Genomic DNA, 15240 nt, shown 5'->3' with positions numbered 1-15240 from the left:
GGTGGAAGTTAAGCCAGAGAGCCGCAGGTGTTATTCGTAAACGCAGAGCAAAAAAAAAGCAGCGGATTAACCGCTGCTGGATGGCTTCCACGATACGAACAAACTTAAACGGCGTGTTTAACCTGTTCATCCAGCAGTTGTGGAAAGGTATCGGCAGATTCGACAGAAAGTTTACGTCTTTTTACGGCGCGTGATGGCGGCTGGCACAGGCTGCAAACGAAGCTGCCGACCGGCTGATGCGCGTGGTTGATAAAGCTGCCGTTACAGCATTTGCAGTCGGAGAGTTCCAGCATGCCACTTTCAACGAAGCGTACCAGCGTCCAGGCACGCGTCAGCGCCAGCAGCGGGCCTTCGTCCGATTGTGGGCACTGCTCAAGATAGAGGCGATAGGCTTTAATCACGGCTTCAACGCCGGTGCTCAAACCGGTTTTCAACAGGAACTGCCAGGCGTTACAGAACATCGACGCGTGAATATTTTGTTCCCAGGTCATGAACCAGTCAGTGGAGAATGGCAACATCCCTTTCGGCGGCGGGCTACCGCGTAATTCTTTATACAACTTAATCAGGCGACCGCGGCTCAGCTGCGTTTCACTTTCCAGCATTTGCAGTCGCGCGCCCAGCGTAATCAGCTCCATCGCCAGCTGAATGTCACGCGCTTCCTGAACAATACTTTTTTCGCTCATTATACCGCCCTCTTTTTCGTGCCAACGTCATCTTTCGACGCGTTACGCAGTAAACGGCTGGATAATAAAATACCGGTGTGGATTTGCTGTAAATCATCCACGCGGGATTCCTGAGTCAGGCGATTAATAATGTTGTGGTCAGTAAAGCGGAACTGGCAAACCAGTTGATTGGTTTCCGCTAATTTTACCATCTCAGGTAACGTTAATTGTGCCAATGCGTCTGCCATCGATTCATCGATACCCAAACGAAACATTGCTGAAGCTTTTTCCTGGTTAATTAAACGCTGCGCAAGCAGTAAATATGACAGATTGATGTCATATATATGTTTTAGTAATTCTGATGTACCCATTTTTTCCATCCTGATAGACACGACATATATACGGCCATAGAAAATATTTCTCTATGGTTCGGATTGCTGGTTGGTAAATCTAAAGATGGCAAAAAATATTCAGGCATAAGCCAAACGTGTACTGAACTGTTTCACTTCCCACCGGGACACTGATCAGTAGTAGTCATAACTCCAGGCCAATCTTTTCTTGAGTTCTAACCATCTTCCGTGACGTCTGCTTACAGTTTTTTAAGACTAATCTGAAAACAAGGCAAATCTATATCGTCTGATTTCGACATACAACGTGATAAGTGTGAAATTTTAGATAAAGTGTGATCTGTGTCACACTTTTAAGGCAAATTTTTTCTTCAACCCTTCAGCATTGCTTTTCTGTTGCTCATTTATTGAGCAAATCTGCTTTGTTTCGCTAATATTTCATTGTCGATTCGCTTACAAATAGCTATGCGGCATAATGTCAACACCATCCGATCTTTTATCTGTCTCATTGCGATTAGGTCATGACAACTCACTACCCTGATGAAAATAACCAGCATAAAACTCCAAAATTCACTGGAATTATTCGCTGCTAAATTAATCACTTACGGGGAATATTGCGAAAAGGCACTAACGGCAGGGTGCTAGCATTATGTGAAGAGTCGGCGCGGTGCGGCAACTTATCGTTAACGGTTCGTAGGGAGTGTTTAGTGAACGGCAGTGGATGTAACAATGCGTTACATTAGAGATATGAATGAATCGCTGCGCTTACGCATTGATATCACCAAACTATCGGCACATTGCGCTCAGGCTTTAGGGTTGCATCGAAAAAAAAGCCATTTTCAGCCCCCAAATGCTCACTTTTTAGCCAAAAGTGCGTAGCGGTGCTGCCTGCCGGGATTTTTACTGGTTAAAGAAATAACGTCGATTGCGTCGGGTGACAGTGAGCATGAGAAGTGTATGGAAACGCTGCGCAGTGGATGAAGGAGCGGGTGCAAATGCCGTAGCGGCGCAATTTATTGCGCGATTCCGGGCGTGATGCCAGAAAAATCCGCGCGATAAATCGCGCCGCTACGAGGAATGTGCCAAATCTTCCCGCCACTACGCCAGCTTCGGAAAGGTCGCGACTTTATGCGCGGTGCTGTGATCGGCACCACGCTGTGGTAGCGAGTTCAAATCCCGCAGGAAGCTCTCCCGCCAGTGTGAGATATCATGCTGACGTAATACCGTCATCATGTCGTTATAGCGTGAGATACGCTCAGTACGCGGCATGGAAAGCGCCCGGTCCAGCGCCGCCGCAACCTCATCACGATCGTAGGGATTGACGATCAACGCCGACGTTAACTCGTTAGCCGCACCGGCAAAACGCGACAGAACCAGTACGCCAGGGTCATCCGGGTCCTGCGCGGCCACGTATTCCTTCGCCACCAGATTCATACCATCGCGCAACGGCGTGATTAACCCGACATCGGTGAGTCGGAAAATCTTCATCAGCAGACGGCGATCGAAGTGCTGATTGAGGTAATACAACGGCGTCCAGCCCAGGGTGCCGTATTTGCCGTTGATGCGGCCAGCCTCCGTTTCCAGCTGATGACGGATATCCTGGTACGCCTGTACTTCGCCGCGCGAAGTGGGCGCAATCTGCGAATAACGGATTTTGCCGCGATGCTGCGGATAATGTTCCAGCAGCGCCTCATAGGCGAGGAAACGTTCCGGCAATCCTTTGGAATAATCCAGCCGTTCACAGGCAATGATATTTTGCACATCCCCCAGCTCACGCTTCATTGCCGCCATTTTCGGCGGCAGCGCGCCTTCGGCCATCTCTTTAATGCTGTCCGGTTCAATACCGATCGGATACACCTCGGTCATAAACGTATTGCCGAACGCCCGATGCTTCTTCTCCCCTTTATTCTGCAATTGCGTCAGTTGGCTCAGGCTATCAAGAAAAGCCACACGATCGGATTCTGTCTGGAAACCCAGTAAGTCGTAGTCGCACATCATCTCCAGCAGCGCTTTATGCGGCGGTAGCGCGTTGAAGATCTCTGGCGTCGGAAACGGGATATGCAGAAAGAATCCGATACGGTTATTGATGCCCTGTTTGCGCAACTCAGCGGCAAACGGCAACAGGTGATAATCGTGAATCCATAAAATATCATCCTGCTGTAACAGCGGTTTCAGGCGATCTGCCAGCAACGTATTCACACGGCAGTAGCCTTCCCAGGCTTCACGCTGAAATTGCACCAGGTCGAGGCGATAATGAAAGGCGGGCCAGATAACGGTATTAGAAAACTGACAATAATAGAGATCATAATCGTTTTGATTCAGCGGCAGTGCCGCGTAGGTAATGCCGTCATGCTCGCTGACGCTGACCTCCTCCTCCTCTTCGCCAGAAATCTCACTGATCTCGCCGTTCCAGCCAAACCACAATCCTCCGGTGGTTTTCAGTGCATCCAGTAAACCGACGGCGAGACCGCCCGCACTGGCTTTTGTCCCATCAGGAATGGCGACACGGTTAGATACGACTACTAAGCGACTCATAACCCAGACTCCTTACCGACGTTGTCATGCTTTGATTGTAATAGTAATTGTTCAAGCCAGCTCCACACCGCATCCACGCTGCTGAGGCGATAGCGCGCATGGCTTGCACCTTCTCCGACCTTGACAGAAATACCCCCCATAGCATTGACGGCAAGAAATCCCTTCTCATCTGTCAGATCGTCACCCACAAATACCGGAATACGCCCGGTAAAAGGTGCTTCCTGCATAAAGTCGCGAATGGCCGCGCCTTTATCAATTCCCTGCGGTTTCAATTCCACCACGCATTTTCCCGGCTGTAGCGCCAGCTCCGGAAAACGTATCACCGCCTCTTCAGCCAGCCTGATGACGGCCTGTTCATACGCCATTGCGCGACGATAATGCAGCGCAAACGCCATGCCTTTGACTTCCAGCTGCGTGCCGGGCCATTGATCCATGGTTTCCTGCAATTCCAGTTGCAGCGTTTGCGCAATATCCGCAGGCAGTGACTGGCGATGCATCCTGCCGCTGGCATCACGCCGTTCGGCACCATGCACACCCGCTGCCGGAGCTTCGAGTGGCGCAACCAGCGCATCCAGTTGCGCAACGGGTCGACCAGATACCAGCGCCAGCGCACCGTGATTCAGATTGGAGAGTTGTTGCAGATGCTGGCGCACCGATGCGGGAATCGAAACCGACTCGGGCTGAGGCTGAATCGCCGCCAGCGTACCGTCGACATCAAAAAAGAAGGCATATAACCCGCCGCTTAACGACGGCAGGGTGCTGTTCTCATGTACCGCAGGGGTCACGTCACTCCTCCTGTATCAATGGCTGATCGCAATATTGATGTTCAGAGGCAGGTTGGGTGTGATCCGCCAGGGTGAGTGATAAATCACAGACGGCGGGGAGGGCTTTCCGGCAGGGCGGTATTTCGATGGGTAACGCTCCACAAACAAACACGTTTATTAGCAACACAGCAACCAGACTGAGAACATCGTCAGAATTAAGTGTAGACGGCGATGGGGATTTTGTCAGACAGGCGTTGCGCCACCATTAAATGTGCCGACGGAACAACCAACTAACGATTTTGAGTGAGTACAGGCTTGATCCCGCCTCACGATTGATAATACTGTATATAACAACAGTATTATTTTGAGTGTCTATGATGAAGTTTTTCTCCCCCGCTCCCGCCGCCCAAATCCTCCATCTGCCGCTGTTTCTGGATGCGGTACCCTGCGGCTTCCCTTCCCCGGCTGCTGATTATGTCGAGCGCAAACTGGATATGAATGAATATCTGGTCGCGCACCCCAACGCCACCTATTTTGTCCGGGTGGAAGGGGATTCGATGCGTGACGCCAATATCAGCGAAGGGGATTTGCTGGTGGTTGATAGCGCGCTGGACGCAAAACATGGCGACATCGTAGTGGCCGCGATCAACGGTGAATTTACGGTTAAACGGTTACAACGCGTTCCGCGCGTGCAGCTGTTGCCAATGAACCCGCGCTACGCGCCGATTATCCCAGGAGAGGAAGAAGAACTGGAGATATTTGGCGTGGTGACTTTTATCATTTATGCGGCACGTTAAATGTAAACGCCCGGCGAATCCTGCCGGGCGTTTTCAGGATTATGCTTTGTCTGGCAAGGCGTAAGCAATCAGATAATCACCCACGTCCGGCGAGTGTGCGGCACCACCGGCGGAGATCACGATGTACTCTTTACCGGTTTTCGCCGATTGATAAATCAGTGGCGAAGCGGTTGCCCCAACAGGCAGGCGGGCTTTCCACACCTCTTTACCGGTTTTGCTATCCAGAGCGCGCAGATAGTTATCCTGGCTGCCAGCAAAGAACACTAAACCGCTTTTGGTGGTGGTCGGCCCGCCCAGCGTGGGCATCCCGACCGGCATCGGCAGATGGGTTTTGACGCCCAACGGACCGGTGTCTTCCACGGTGCCCATCGGTACCTGCCAGACGATCTTTTTACTGTGCAGGTCGATGGCGGTCATGGTGCCAAACGGGGGATGCTGACACGGCACTTGCAGGAAGGAGGCAAAGTTATCCATCCGCACACCGACATAAGGACCGCTGATTTGCGGGCGAATCGTCCCCGCCCACTGCGGTACTTCGTTCAGTGAGATCTTCTGCCCCTTCGCTTCTTCTTTACTCTTCAGCGCCATCAGCATACCAAGGCGGATATCGTTGACGTAAAGAATGCCGGAGGTTTCATCAATCGACACCCCACCCCAGTTCATGCCGCCCATGGTGGCCGGGAATTCCAGGTAAGTTTTCTCGCTGTTCGGCTGGAAGATGCCGGAATAGAGCGCCGATTTGAACAGGATGCGACAGTAGAGCTGGTCAAACATGCTGACGCCCCACATTTTCTTCTCGTTCAATTGCTCCAGACCGATGGTCGGCATATCCACCGAGAACGGCTGGGTGGGCGACAGATGTTCTTGCTGCGCCGCTGGCGAGGTCGGCACCGGTTTCTCTTCGACTTTGCTGACCGGCTGACCGGTACGGCGATCCAGCACAAAGATTTCGCCCATTTTCGTGGTCTGAATCAGCGCAGGTACCACTTCGCCCTGCTCATTCTTCATGTTGTACATCACCGGCTGTGACGGCAAATCGTAGTCCCAGACATCATGATGTACCGTCTGGAACACCCATTTGGTTTTACCGGTGTTCACATCCAGCGCAATCACTGACGAACCGTATTTCTCTTTCGCCGCGTTACGGTTGCCGCCCCAGTAATCCGGTGGACCGTTACCGGTGGCGACATACACCAGGCCGAGATCTTTATCGTAAGTCGGGATAGCCCAGACGTTCGGTGTGCTCAGGGTGTAATGTTCATCGCCCTGCTTCGCGCCTGCCACATTGCCGACATCCCATGCCCACGCCAGCGAACCGTCGCGCACATCATAAGCACGCAGCACACCCGACGGCTCATCTTCCGTAATATCACGCACCCAGGAACCAAACACCGTCAGATGCCCCATGATCACCGGCACACTGGACGGGTGATAACGGCGGCTGTCGGCGGTATCGCCCATGCCCTGTTGCAGATTCACCATGCCGTTTTGACCAAAGTTCGGGCACAGCTCACCGGTGTGCGCATCCAGTGCAAGCAGACGCGCATCCACCGTGGTGACAATAATACGCTGGCGACAGGCGGTATCGGTGTACGCGGCTTTCTGCTCCGCGCTCAGGGTTTCATCGCTGTCGTAATCGTAGTACCCGACGCTGCGGCAGGTGACGTGTTCGAACGTGTGCGCATGGGGATCAAATTGCCAGATCTGTTTGCCGCTATCGGCATCCACGGCGGCAATGCGGTTTTCCGGCGTACAGGTATAAAGGACGGAACCAATCTGGATCGGCGTGTTTTCATCAACGCCAGTCGCATTCCCCGTCAGGCGGCGACCGGTATGATAAGTCCAGGCGACCTGCAGATCTTTGACGTTATCGGCATTGACCTGATCCAGTGGCGCAAAGCGCGTTCCGCTGGCATTGCGGCTGATGTAGCGCCAGTCCTGACCCGTTTTGGCAGCATCGTTATCCGCGGGCGTCAATGGCTGGGTGGAGATCGCTTCCGGGTTATAAAGGGTATTGTGCGGGAAGAATCCACCAATAAAGGTGGCGATCAGCGCCACGAACACCACCAGACTCAGTCCACCGGAAAGACGACGCGGCTGCGGCAGCATCCCTTTATCGGTGGCGATTACCAGCAGGCTCAGCAGAAATAACAATGCTGGCACCACCAGACGCGGCAGCAGATCCCAGTAATTCAGGCCACCGACTTCAATCAGTGACCAGATCAGGGTGAGTACAAAGATGACACAGGAGAAATAAAGGCCGGTGATGGGTTTCTTAAAATACAGCACCACCAGCACAATATAGGCGATACCGGCCACCAGATAATAAGCCGATCCACCAAGAGCAAGTAATTTCCCGCCGCCAATAATAATGGCAATGGCCGTTGCCAGCGTGAGCAACGCAAAAATAATGTTCAGGACCCATGACAAACCAGAACGTCGTCCCGGCCCCTGTTCCTTAATATCCATACACTCCCCGATTACCGTCAATAGTGACATGTTAGTTGAAATCGCAGGAACTGTATGTTTGTGTTAATTAGATGTCAATAAATGTAAATCCACATCTTTATCGCCACTATTTAACAACAAATAAATAACAAATGGGCGCACGGAAATGATATTCCTCTGGAGTTAATTAACTCCGGTTATTAATTATCTGACCTGAATCCCCTGGTTCCCGTTTAATAACGGTTTAATAATGAATACCCTGACATTTTACAGGTTAAAATATTATCGTTCGCTGGTTATTTCCATGAGGGAATGGTTACCCGCCGATATTATATTGGGCCGATCATCGTGATAAAAAATCGCACTTTTTATTCCCTGGCGAGGAATGATCCGGTCGGCATAAATGCCGACCCTACATACGTAGGGTGCGAATTTATTCGCACCTGAGATGTGTGAGTTAACCCGCCATTTCCCGTTTAAACACCGCCAGCGTATGTGCTTTTACCCGGACAAACTCCGGGTGGCTCATCATCTCAGCGGTGCGGGGACGAGGTAATGCAAACGGAACAATTTCGGCAACGCGCGTCGGACGGCGCGTCAGCAGCAGAATCTCATCCGCCAGAAACACCGCGTCTTCCAGATCGTGCGAGACGATCAACATCGTGACGCCGGTCGCCAGCTGGACCTGCTGCAACTTGTCGCGGATAAACAGCGTCATCTCAAAATCCAGCGCGGAGAACGGTTCATCCAGAAACATCACTTCAGGCTCGGTCGCCAGCGCACGCATGATGCACACCGTTTGCTGTTGCCCACCAGAAAGCTCATACGGATAACGCTGCAAATCGAAGCGAATATCAAACATCTCCGACAAGGCTGCCACGCGCTGTTTTACCGCCGCCGCTTTCATCCCCTGACGTTTTAACGGATAGGCGATATTCTGCCAGGCACTTAACCAGGGAAAGAGCGCATCACGGTAATTCTGAAACACATAGCCGATTTTGGTCTCCGCCAGGGTTTTACCGTCAAACAGGATTTGCCCACGATCAATCGGGATCAACCCGGCAATCATGTTCATCAGCGTTGATTTACCACAGCCGTTGGGGCCGAATATCGAGACAATCTTTCCTTTGGGTAAATCGAGGTTGAGATCCTGATACAAGGGTTGTCCGGCAAAACTTTTATCGAGTCCGCGAATCGTCACATGGGTATTGGGCTGAGGATAGTCGGGTTTTTTCATGCTTTGCCACTCCAGTGCACACAACGTTTTTCAATCAACAGAAAACCCAGATTCAGCAGGTAACCAAATGCACCGGTGATCAGAATCGACGCGTACATATCTTTAATGTTGAATAACTGCTGCGCATCAATGATGCGATGGCCCAGCCCGGTTTCCGAACCAATAAACATTTCGGCGACGATGACGATCACCAGCGCCATCGAAACACCGGTGCGCAACCCGACAAAGGTTTGCGGCAGGCTTTCCATCAGCATGATGTCTTTAAACACATGCCAGCGTGAGACGCCCATCACCTGCGCCGCCATAATGCGGGTCTTCTTTGCGTTCATCACCCCATAGGCGCTGTTAAACAGAATCACCAGCACCGCCGCAAAAGCGGCGATGGCAATTTTGTTGGTGTCGGTAATGCCAAAAATCAGCATAAACAGCGGGATCAGCGCCGATGAAGGGGTTGAGCGGAAGAAATCCACCAGAAACTCAACGCTGCGGTAAAGACGTTCGCTGCTGCCCAGCATCACCCCCAGCGGGACGCCGAGCACCGCGGCGACGATAAACGCCATCAAGGTTCGGTAGAGCGTATCCCCGATGTCCCGGTTCATGCTGCCATCAGCCAGCGCGCTAAAAAGATAACCCAGGGTTTCACCGGGTGAAGGCAGCAATACCGGGTTAAGCCATTTGGCACTGACCGCCGTCTGCCACAGCAGAAATAACAGCAACGGACCGATCAACGGCAGCAATCTGCGACGCCATATCTGCATCATTGCACTTCTCCTTATGCCCGATAGATCAGGGATTCCACCTGTAGCGGCTTGCTGAAAATTTTTCGTTCGGTAAACACATCATAAAATTTCTGGAACCATTGCAGATTGCTGCCAGTTAACTGGTCATACATCACGAATCCCGGCAGCGGCACCTCTTTCACCAGCGCGGCCTCAATCCCGGTGTAACCTGCCACATACTGGCGCGCCTCATCCGGTTGTTGCTGGATAAATTTGACCGCTGCGCCGTAGGCATCAATCACCTGCTTCGCCCGCGCCGGATCGGCCTTAATAAAGCTGCTGGTGAGCGCCGCCGCCCCGCCAAACCACGGTGCGCTGGCATCACCCAACACATATTTCGCAATCACCCCGGTTTCCAGCACTTTCCCCATGCCCTTCATGCGCGCGACTGTTCCGGTTGGCTCCAGCGTATACACGCCATCAATTTGTCCGGCGGCTAACGAAGGCGCATGCTGACCGACCGGCAACTCAATCACTTTGGTATCGGTGAAACCATTTTTTTCCAGAATGATCTTCGCCATCGTCACGTTCTGAATGCCAGGACCACTGGCGATGCGCTTACCTTTCAAATCGCTGATGGATTTTGCGGTGCTGTTGACTGGCACCAGGAACTCATCCAGCACCATTTTTTCATTGGAGGGGTTAGAACAGATGATTTTGAACAGATCCGGGCTGGTAATCGCTCCCAGTCCGAGCGCACCGGTGGCCGTGCCATTGGCACAACCGTGAATACGCCCGGTGATCATCGCTTCCACCACCTGCTGCGGACTGGCAAATTTAACTGCGCGCACATTCAATCCAGCCTGTTTAAACAACCCTTTCTCAATACCGGCATATAACGGCAGGCCACCCACAATCGGCCAATAACCAATCAGAATTTCATCATCTGCTGCCTGCGCCGACGGGCTGCCCAGCATGCCGCTGAGCGCGACACCACCTAATGCCAGCATGGAATATTTCATCATCTGGCGACGCTGAGCATTAATCTTCTCTTTATCATTGTTGCGCACGATTTCTTCCCCCGGGTAATTGACTGGTATGCGGCCTTGTATACAAGCCGCTGGGATCTATGCAGAAGTTGTGCCAGGTAACAAAATGCCCCGACGCCACGGCATGCCGGGCCTGATCTGAACAATAAGAGAAAGTTAATGGTGCACCTGTCGCACCATTGAGGGACATGCGGCGGGTTAGCTGCGCCTGTCGCGCGCCCCTCTTGACGGAAAGAGATAACTCGCCAACAATACTGTATATAAACACAGTTATTGCGAGGCCCATCATGTATGCACTTGTCGACGTCAACTCCTTCTACGCCTCATGCGAAACCGTGTTCCGCCCGGACCTGCGCGGTAAACCGATTGTGGTGCTGTCCAACAATGACGGCTGCATCATCTCGCTCAGTAAAGAAGCCAAAAAGCTGGGTATCAAAATGGGTGCCCCCTACTTTAAGCAGCGCGAAACGTTAATGCGTCACCAGGTGGTGGTGTTCTCCTCCAACTATGCGTTGTATGGCGATATGTCGGCACGCGTGATGGAGACGCTGGAGTTGATGGCACCACGCGTTGATGTCTATTCGATTGATGAAGCTTTTGTCGATCTCACCGGCGTCGATAACTGCATCGCACTGGAAGCGTTTGGCCGCCAGATGCGCGATCGCCTGTATAAAGAGACGCATCTGCGGGTCGGCGTGGGCATTGCGCCGACCAAAACCCTCGCCAAACTGGCGAACTGGGCTGCCAAGCGCTGGACCAAAGCGGAGAACGTCATGGATCTTTCCGCTCCCGTGCGTCAGCGCAAACTGATGGGGATGGTGCCGGTGGATGAGGTATGGGGCGTCGGTCGCCGTCTGGCGAAAAAACTGAATCTGATGGGGATTGAGAAAGCCCTGCAACTGGCGGATACCCCGACCGCCCTGATCCGCAAGCAATTTGGTGTAGTACTGGAACGCACGGTACGCGAACTGCGCGGTGAACCCTGTCTGGCGTTTGAGGAGGTAATCCCCAATCGGCAAAACATCCTCTGCTCGCGCTCGTTTGGTGACCGGGTGACTGATTACGGCGATATGCGGGAAGCCATCAGCAACTATGCCGCGCGTGCGGCGGAGAAATTGCGCAGCGAGCGGCAATATTGCCGCCATATCGGCGCATTTATCCGCACCAGCCCTCATGATCCCCATCACCCTTACTATGCCAATTCGGCCAGCACTGCGCTGGTAACGCCGACACAGGATAGCCGCGACATTATCCATGCCGCGCTGAGCTGCCTGGAGAAGATCTGGATGCCCGGCAAACGCTATCTGAAAGGGGGGGTGATGCTGGGGGATTTTTTCAGTGACGGTGTGGCGCAGTTTGATCTGTTCGCCGACTACCCGCCACGACGCAATAGCGAACAGCTTATGCAGTTAATTGACCGTCTGAATGCTCACCAGCGCGGCGCATTATGGTTTGCCGGTCAGGGCATCCAGAAGGCCTGGTCGATGAAACGGGAAATGCTGTCACCCGCCTACACCACGCGGATTTCTGATGTACCGGTGGTGCGGTAACGCGTAGACACTCAACTTTTTAGCTGTGGGCGATGATCAATTTGCATAATGGTTCATTGATGTAATAGTTCGCCCGGCCGACTTTCTGTTTACTTAAAAAGCCGCGTTCGACCAGTTGTTCCAGATACTTAGTCGCTGTAATACGCGTCACCCCCAGTTCTTCAACAATAAACTCGATTTTGGTGTAGGGGTGGTTGAACAGGTTATTGAGTAAATCCTGACTATAAATTTTAGGCAGCTGCTCGCGTATACCATGTTTGACACTTGCCATCAGGGTTTTCATTTGAGTAATGAGCGAGATGGTATTTTTGGCGGTATCAATCACGCCATCGAGCATGAACAGCAACCATGGCTCCCAGTTACCTGAGTCTCTTACCGCTTGTAAATTGGCGTAATAAGCCGCTTTGTGATGAATGATAAAACGGCTCAGATATAGCACTGGCAGGTTGAGTAAGTCTTTAACCACCAAATACAGGATATTCAGAATACGCCCTGTTCTGCCATTACCATCATAAAACGGATGAATACTTTCAAACTGGTGGTGAATGATGGCCATTTTCACCAGGGGATCGGCCTCACACATGCTGTCGTCATTGATAAAGGTGATGAGATTGTCCATTAACGACGCGATTTCACCAGCATGCTGAGGCGGTGTGTAGATGATTTCACCAGTACTCGCATTCTTCAAATCTGTTCCTGGAAGCCTGCGAAGACCGGCATTATTGTGCTCCAATTGCTGTTGCACTGCGAGTATGTCACCGATACGGATCAGCTTATTTTGGCGTGCAGTGTGAAACCCCTGTTTCAGGGCAAAGGCATAGTCCTGCACCTCTTTCGTGGCCGGGGTGGTAATAGCTTCCTGAAACAAATTGGCTTTGTAGAGTTCATCATGGGTAGTGACGATGTTTTCCACTTCAGAGCTGTCTTTAGCCTCTTGCAATGAGAGGGTGTTAATCAATATGGCTTCATTGGGAATGCTGGCCGCCACGCCTTTCAGCTCGGCCAGGAAGCGATGGGCTTCGGCGGTCTTTTTGAGTACCGCACGCGTCTCCCACTCTTCAATATTAGCCAGTGGGAGGGGAGTAGGGTTCGCTGACATAGTTAACATTCCTCCTTTTTTATATTTATCAATCCGGATATGTATAAAAAACCGGAATAATTATACATCAAAGCGAGGATATGTATAGTTTTATACGTTTTCTATGTATTTAAAATTAAACCTAAGTACAGTCACAGCAATCTTCTGATGTACCGGTGGTGCGGTAACGCGTAGCGGCGCGATTTATCGCGCAATCCCGCCGCAGGCAGGTTTTACAACGGGTGCAAATGACAAACCACATTAAACCCTTCTTCCGGCTGCGGGGCGACAAAGTAACTGTTGATCAGTGCGAACTGCGCATCGGTGGCAGCGAAATCATGTTCACCTGCGGCATTGCGCGCATGTAACCGCGTTTTACACAGGTCATCCGACACGTCGAGAAAATGCAGCTGATGCGCGGCATCGGCGGTTTGAATCACCGTTTTCATCCATTGGCGGTTTTGCAGGGTATTGGCGGGAAAATCCAGCACGACTGATACCCCACAGCGCAGCAGCGAGATCAGGTGTGGCGTCATGGCGTTACGCAGCTTCGCGGCACAGCGAACATAGTCCGTCACCTCACGCATTTCATCGGCAAACAAATGCGCCAGCCAGGCATCTTCACTGATGATCACCGCGCCGGTTTCCTGGGCCAGCCGATGTGCCAGCGTCGATTTACCGGCAGCAATTTTGCCGCACAGCAGATGTAACGTGGCGGGGGATTGTGTTAACGCGCGCGCAGACGCCATAAAGCAGCTCCTTTTAAGATGACGGCTTACCATGCCTGCAATTGGCGTGCAGGTAAAGCCCCGCGCAGGGTTCGCTACAATTAAACAATCCTTCAAGAAAAAGGAGCAGCACAATGAGCCAGAATCTGCATAAAATCGATTTTCCGGTCAGCAAGGCGCGGAAATATCTGGAGCCGGGACCAGTGGTACTGATCAGCTCGCAGTTCGGGGACCAGCACGACATCATGACGCTCGGCTGGCATACCATCCTGGAGTTCTCACCGTCGCTGGTGGGCTGTATGATCGCCGGTGGCAACTACAGTCATGAACTGATTCGGCAAAGTGGTCAATGCGTGATCAACGTACCGTCATCCGATTTAATCGATAGCGTGGTGGCGATTGGTAACTGTCACGGCGATCGGATCGACAAGTTTGATGCCTTTCATCTGACAGCGGAACCGGCGACAAAAGTTAACGCGCCGCTGATTCAGGAGTGCTTCGCCAGTTTTGAGTGTCAGCTGTACGACGATACGATGGTGGATAACTACAATCTGTTTATCTTTGAGATTGTCAAAGCGCATGTGGCGGATAAGCCGGAGTTTCCGCCGACCCTGCATTATACCGGTGAAGGTCGTTTTACCGTGATGAGCAATCTGCTGCTCGATAAACACCGCGACTTTAAGCCAGAAATGTTAATCTAAACAAGGTTGATTTCACGAAAGCGCGCCCCCACAGTAACGCTTTCGCCCTGACAGGAGTAAAGACATGGCAATTGAATACGCGGTGATCGCGGGTGGCTGTTTCTGGTGTACCGAAGCGGTATTTAAAGGTCTGATTGGCGTTGAGTCAGTCGAAAGTGGTTATACCGGCGGCACGCGTCCTCATCCCACTTACGAGCAGGTATGCAGCGGTGCGACCGGTCATGCCGAAGCGATCCGCATCGGTTTCGACCCGGCACAGGTGGGCTATGGCGATCTGCTGGATATCAGCTTTGTCACCCATGACCCAACGCAGCTTAACCGCCAGGGCAACGACATCGGCACCCAGTATCGTTCTGCCATCTTCCCGGCGAACGCCGAACAGGAAGCTGAAGCCATCGCCGCTATCGCCCGCGCGCAGGAAGATAATAAAGACCCGATTGTGACCACCATCGAACCACTGGGTGAATGGTATCCGGCGGAAGATTATCACCAGGATTACTGGGATGGCGCGGGTCAGCGTAACGGTTACTGTCTCGCCGTGATCCCGCCGAAGTTGCAGAAGCTGAAAAAAAGCTTTGCTAACCGCGTGAAACCGCAGAGCGAATGACCGTCCGGGTGCGTGCTT

General features: G+C 52.2%; 14 protein-coding genes. 4 read left to right on the top strand and 10 right to left on the bottom strand.

Annotation, left to right across the window (positions count from 1 at the left end; all coding sequences use genetic code 11):
• Positions 1-104: 104 nt before the first annotated feature.
• The 4 genes from flhC to otsB all read right to left on the bottom strand — a co-directional run bounded on the left by flhC (position 105) and on the right by otsB (position 4329).
• Positions 105-683, bottom strand: a complete 579-nt coding sequence (gene flhC, locus CUN67_RS07960) for a flagellar transcriptional regulator FlhC (RefSeq protein ID WP_084873997.1) — start codon at positions 681-683, stop codon at positions 105-107.
• Entirely contained in the window at positions 683-1033 is a 351-nt protein-coding gene (flhD, locus tag CUN67_RS07955; RefSeq protein ID WP_084873996.1) for a flagellar transcriptional regulator FlhD, read from the bottom strand. Before flhD ends, flhC begins: the two co-directional genes overlap by 1 nt.
• A gap of 1074 nt (positions 1034-2107) precedes the next feature.
• The gene (gene otsA / locus CUN67_RS07950; protein WP_208714733.1) at positions 2108-3544 is read right to left on the bottom strand and encodes an alpha,alpha-trehalose-phosphate synthase; all 1437 of its coding nucleotides are present in this window, start codon (positions 3542-3544) and stop codon (positions 2108-2110) included.
• Entirely contained in the window at positions 3541-4329 is a 789-nt protein-coding gene (gene otsB / locus CUN67_RS07945; RefSeq protein WP_208714732.1) for a trehalose-phosphatase, read from the bottom strand. Before otsB ends, otsA begins: the two co-directional genes overlap by 4 nt.
• Positions 4330-4685: 356 nt before the next feature.
• Here otsB and umuD point away from each other — a divergent pair, with 356 nt between their 5' ends.
• Positions 4686-5105 carry a translesion error-prone DNA polymerase V autoproteolytic subunit gene (gene umuD, locus CUN67_RS07940; RefSeq protein ID WP_208717109.1) on the top strand — a complete coding sequence of 140 codons (420 nt, stop codon included), beginning with the start codon at positions 4686-4688 and terminating at the stop codon, positions 5103-5105.
• A 39-nt stretch (positions 5106-5144) separates the two neighbouring features.
• Here umuD and CUN67_RS07935 read toward each other — a convergent pair whose 3' ends face one another.
• The 4 genes from CUN67_RS07935 to CUN67_RS07920 form a co-directional block, all read right to left on the bottom strand.
• Positions 5145-7574: a pyrroloquinoline quinone-dependent dehydrogenase gene (locus CUN67_RS07935; protein ID WP_208714731.1), complete on the bottom strand. Its 2430-nt coding sequence runs from the start codon at positions 7572-7574 to the stop codon at positions 5145-5147.
• Between the two features lie 436 nt (positions 7575-8010).
• The gene (locus CUN67_RS07930; protein ID WP_208714730.1) at positions 8011-8790 is read right to left on the bottom strand and encodes an ABC transporter ATP-binding protein; all 780 of its coding nucleotides are present in this window, start codon (positions 8788-8790) and stop codon (positions 8011-8013) included.
• On the bottom strand, positions 8787-9551 hold the full coding sequence (locus CUN67_RS07925; protein WP_208714729.1) for an ABC transporter permease: 765 nt from the start codon (positions 9549-9551) through the stop codon (positions 8787-8789). Before CUN67_RS07925 ends, CUN67_RS07930 begins: the two co-directional genes overlap by 4 nt.
• Positions 9552-9562: 11 nt before the next feature.
• Complete coding sequence (locus tag CUN67_RS07920; protein WP_208717108.1) at positions 9563-10534, bottom strand: ABC transporter substrate-binding protein; 972 nt, start codon at positions 10532-10534, stop codon at positions 9563-9565.
• A gap of 311 nt (positions 10535-10845) precedes the next feature.
• Here CUN67_RS07920 and umuC point away from each other — a divergent pair, with 311 nt between their 5' ends.
• The gene (umuC, locus tag CUN67_RS07915) at positions 10846-12108 is read left to right on the top strand and encodes a translesion error-prone DNA polymerase V subunit UmuC (RefSeq protein ID WP_208714728.1); all 1263 of its coding nucleotides are present in this window, start codon (positions 10846-10848) and stop codon (positions 12106-12108) included.
• Positions 12109-12127: 19 nt separating this feature from the next.
• On the opposite strand, the gene CUN67_RS07910 is transcribed toward umuC, so the two are convergent.
• Both CUN67_RS07910 and CUN67_RS07905 read right to left on the bottom strand, forming a co-directional pair.
• Entirely contained in the window at positions 12128-13207 is a 1080-nt protein-coding gene (locus tag CUN67_RS07910; RefSeq protein ID WP_208714727.1) for a Fic family protein, read from the bottom strand.
• A 212-nt stretch (positions 13208-13419) separates the two neighbouring features.
• Positions 13420-13935, bottom strand: a complete 516-nt coding sequence (locus CUN67_RS07905; protein ID WP_208714726.1) for an AAA family ATPase — start codon at positions 13933-13935, stop codon at positions 13420-13422.
• Between the two features lie 113 nt (positions 13936-14048).
• On the opposite strand from CUN67_RS07905, the gene CUN67_RS07900 reads away from it, so the two are divergent.
• Positions 14049-14615 (top strand): flavin reductase family protein, encoded by a 567-nt coding sequence (locus CUN67_RS07900; protein ID WP_208714725.1) that lies wholly within the window; start codon positions 14049-14051, stop codon positions 14613-14615.
• Between the two features lie 64 nt (positions 14616-14679).
• On the top strand, positions 14680-15222 hold the full coding sequence (msrA, locus tag CUN67_RS07895; RefSeq protein WP_208714724.1) for a peptide-methionine (S)-S-oxide reductase MsrA: 543 nt from the start codon (positions 14680-14682) through the stop codon (positions 15220-15222).
• Positions 15223-15240 lie beyond the last annotated feature (18 nt).

This window comes from Pantoea cypripedii, assembly GCF_011395035.1.
GTDB classification, from domain to species: Bacteria; Pseudomonadota; Gammaproteobacteria; order Enterobacterales; family Enterobacteriaceae; genus Pantoea; species Pantoea cypripedii_A.
This window is presented reverse-complemented; position numbering and strand designations above follow the sequence as displayed.

What these genes read in the sequence shown, in the direction of transcription:
- CUN67_RS07900 (WP_208714725.1), top strand. Translation starts at nt 14,049, where the DNA reads ATGAGCCAGAATCTGCATAAAATCGATTTTCCGGTCAGCAAGGCGCGG.
- msrA (WP_208714724.1), top strand. Translation starts at nt 14,680, where the DNA reads ATGGCAATTGAATACGCGGTGATCGCGGGTGGCTGTTTCTGGTGTACC.
- CUN67_RS07925 (WP_208714729.1), bottom strand. Translation starts at nt 9,551, where the DNA reads ATGATGCAGATATGGCGTCGCAGATTGCTGCCGTTGATCGGTCCGTTG.
- otsA (WP_208714733.1), bottom strand. Translation starts at nt 3,544, where the DNA reads ATGAGTCGCTTAGTAGTCGTATCTAACCGTGTCGCCATTCCTGATGGG.
- CUN67_RS07920 (WP_208717108.1), bottom strand. Translation starts at nt 10,534, where the DNA reads ATGATGAAATATTCCATGCTGGCATTAGGTGGTGTCGCGCTCAGCGGC.
- CUN67_RS07905 (WP_208714726.1), bottom strand. Translation starts at nt 13,935, where the DNA reads ATGGCGTCTGCGCGCGCGTTAACACAATCCCCCGCCACGTTACATCTG.
- CUN67_RS07930 (WP_208714730.1), bottom strand. Translation starts at nt 8,790, where the DNA reads ATGAAAAAACCCGACTATCCTCAGCCCAATACCCATGTGACGATTCGC.
- umuC (WP_208714728.1), top strand. Translation starts at nt 10,846, where the DNA reads ATGTATGCACTTGTCGACGTCAACTCCTTCTACGCCTCATGCGAAACC.
- flhD (WP_084873996.1), bottom strand. Translation starts at nt 1,033, where the DNA reads ATGGGTACATCAGAATTACTAAAACATATATATGACATCAATCTGTCA.
- CUN67_RS07935 (WP_208714731.1), bottom strand. Translation starts at nt 7,574, where the DNA reads ATGGATATTAAGGAACAGGGGCCGGGACGACGTTCTGGTTTGTCATGG.
- CUN67_RS07910 (WP_208714727.1), bottom strand. Translation starts at nt 13,207, where the DNA reads ATGTCAGCGAACCCTACTCCCCTCCCACTGGCTAATATTGAAGAGTGG.
- flhC (WP_084873997.1), bottom strand. Translation starts at nt 683, where the DNA reads ATGAGCGAAAAAAGTATTGTTCAGGAAGCGCGTGACATTCAGCTGGCG.
- umuD (WP_208717109.1), top strand. Translation starts at nt 4,686, where the DNA reads ATGAAGTTTTTCTCCCCCGCTCCCGCCGCCCAAATCCTCCATCTGCCG.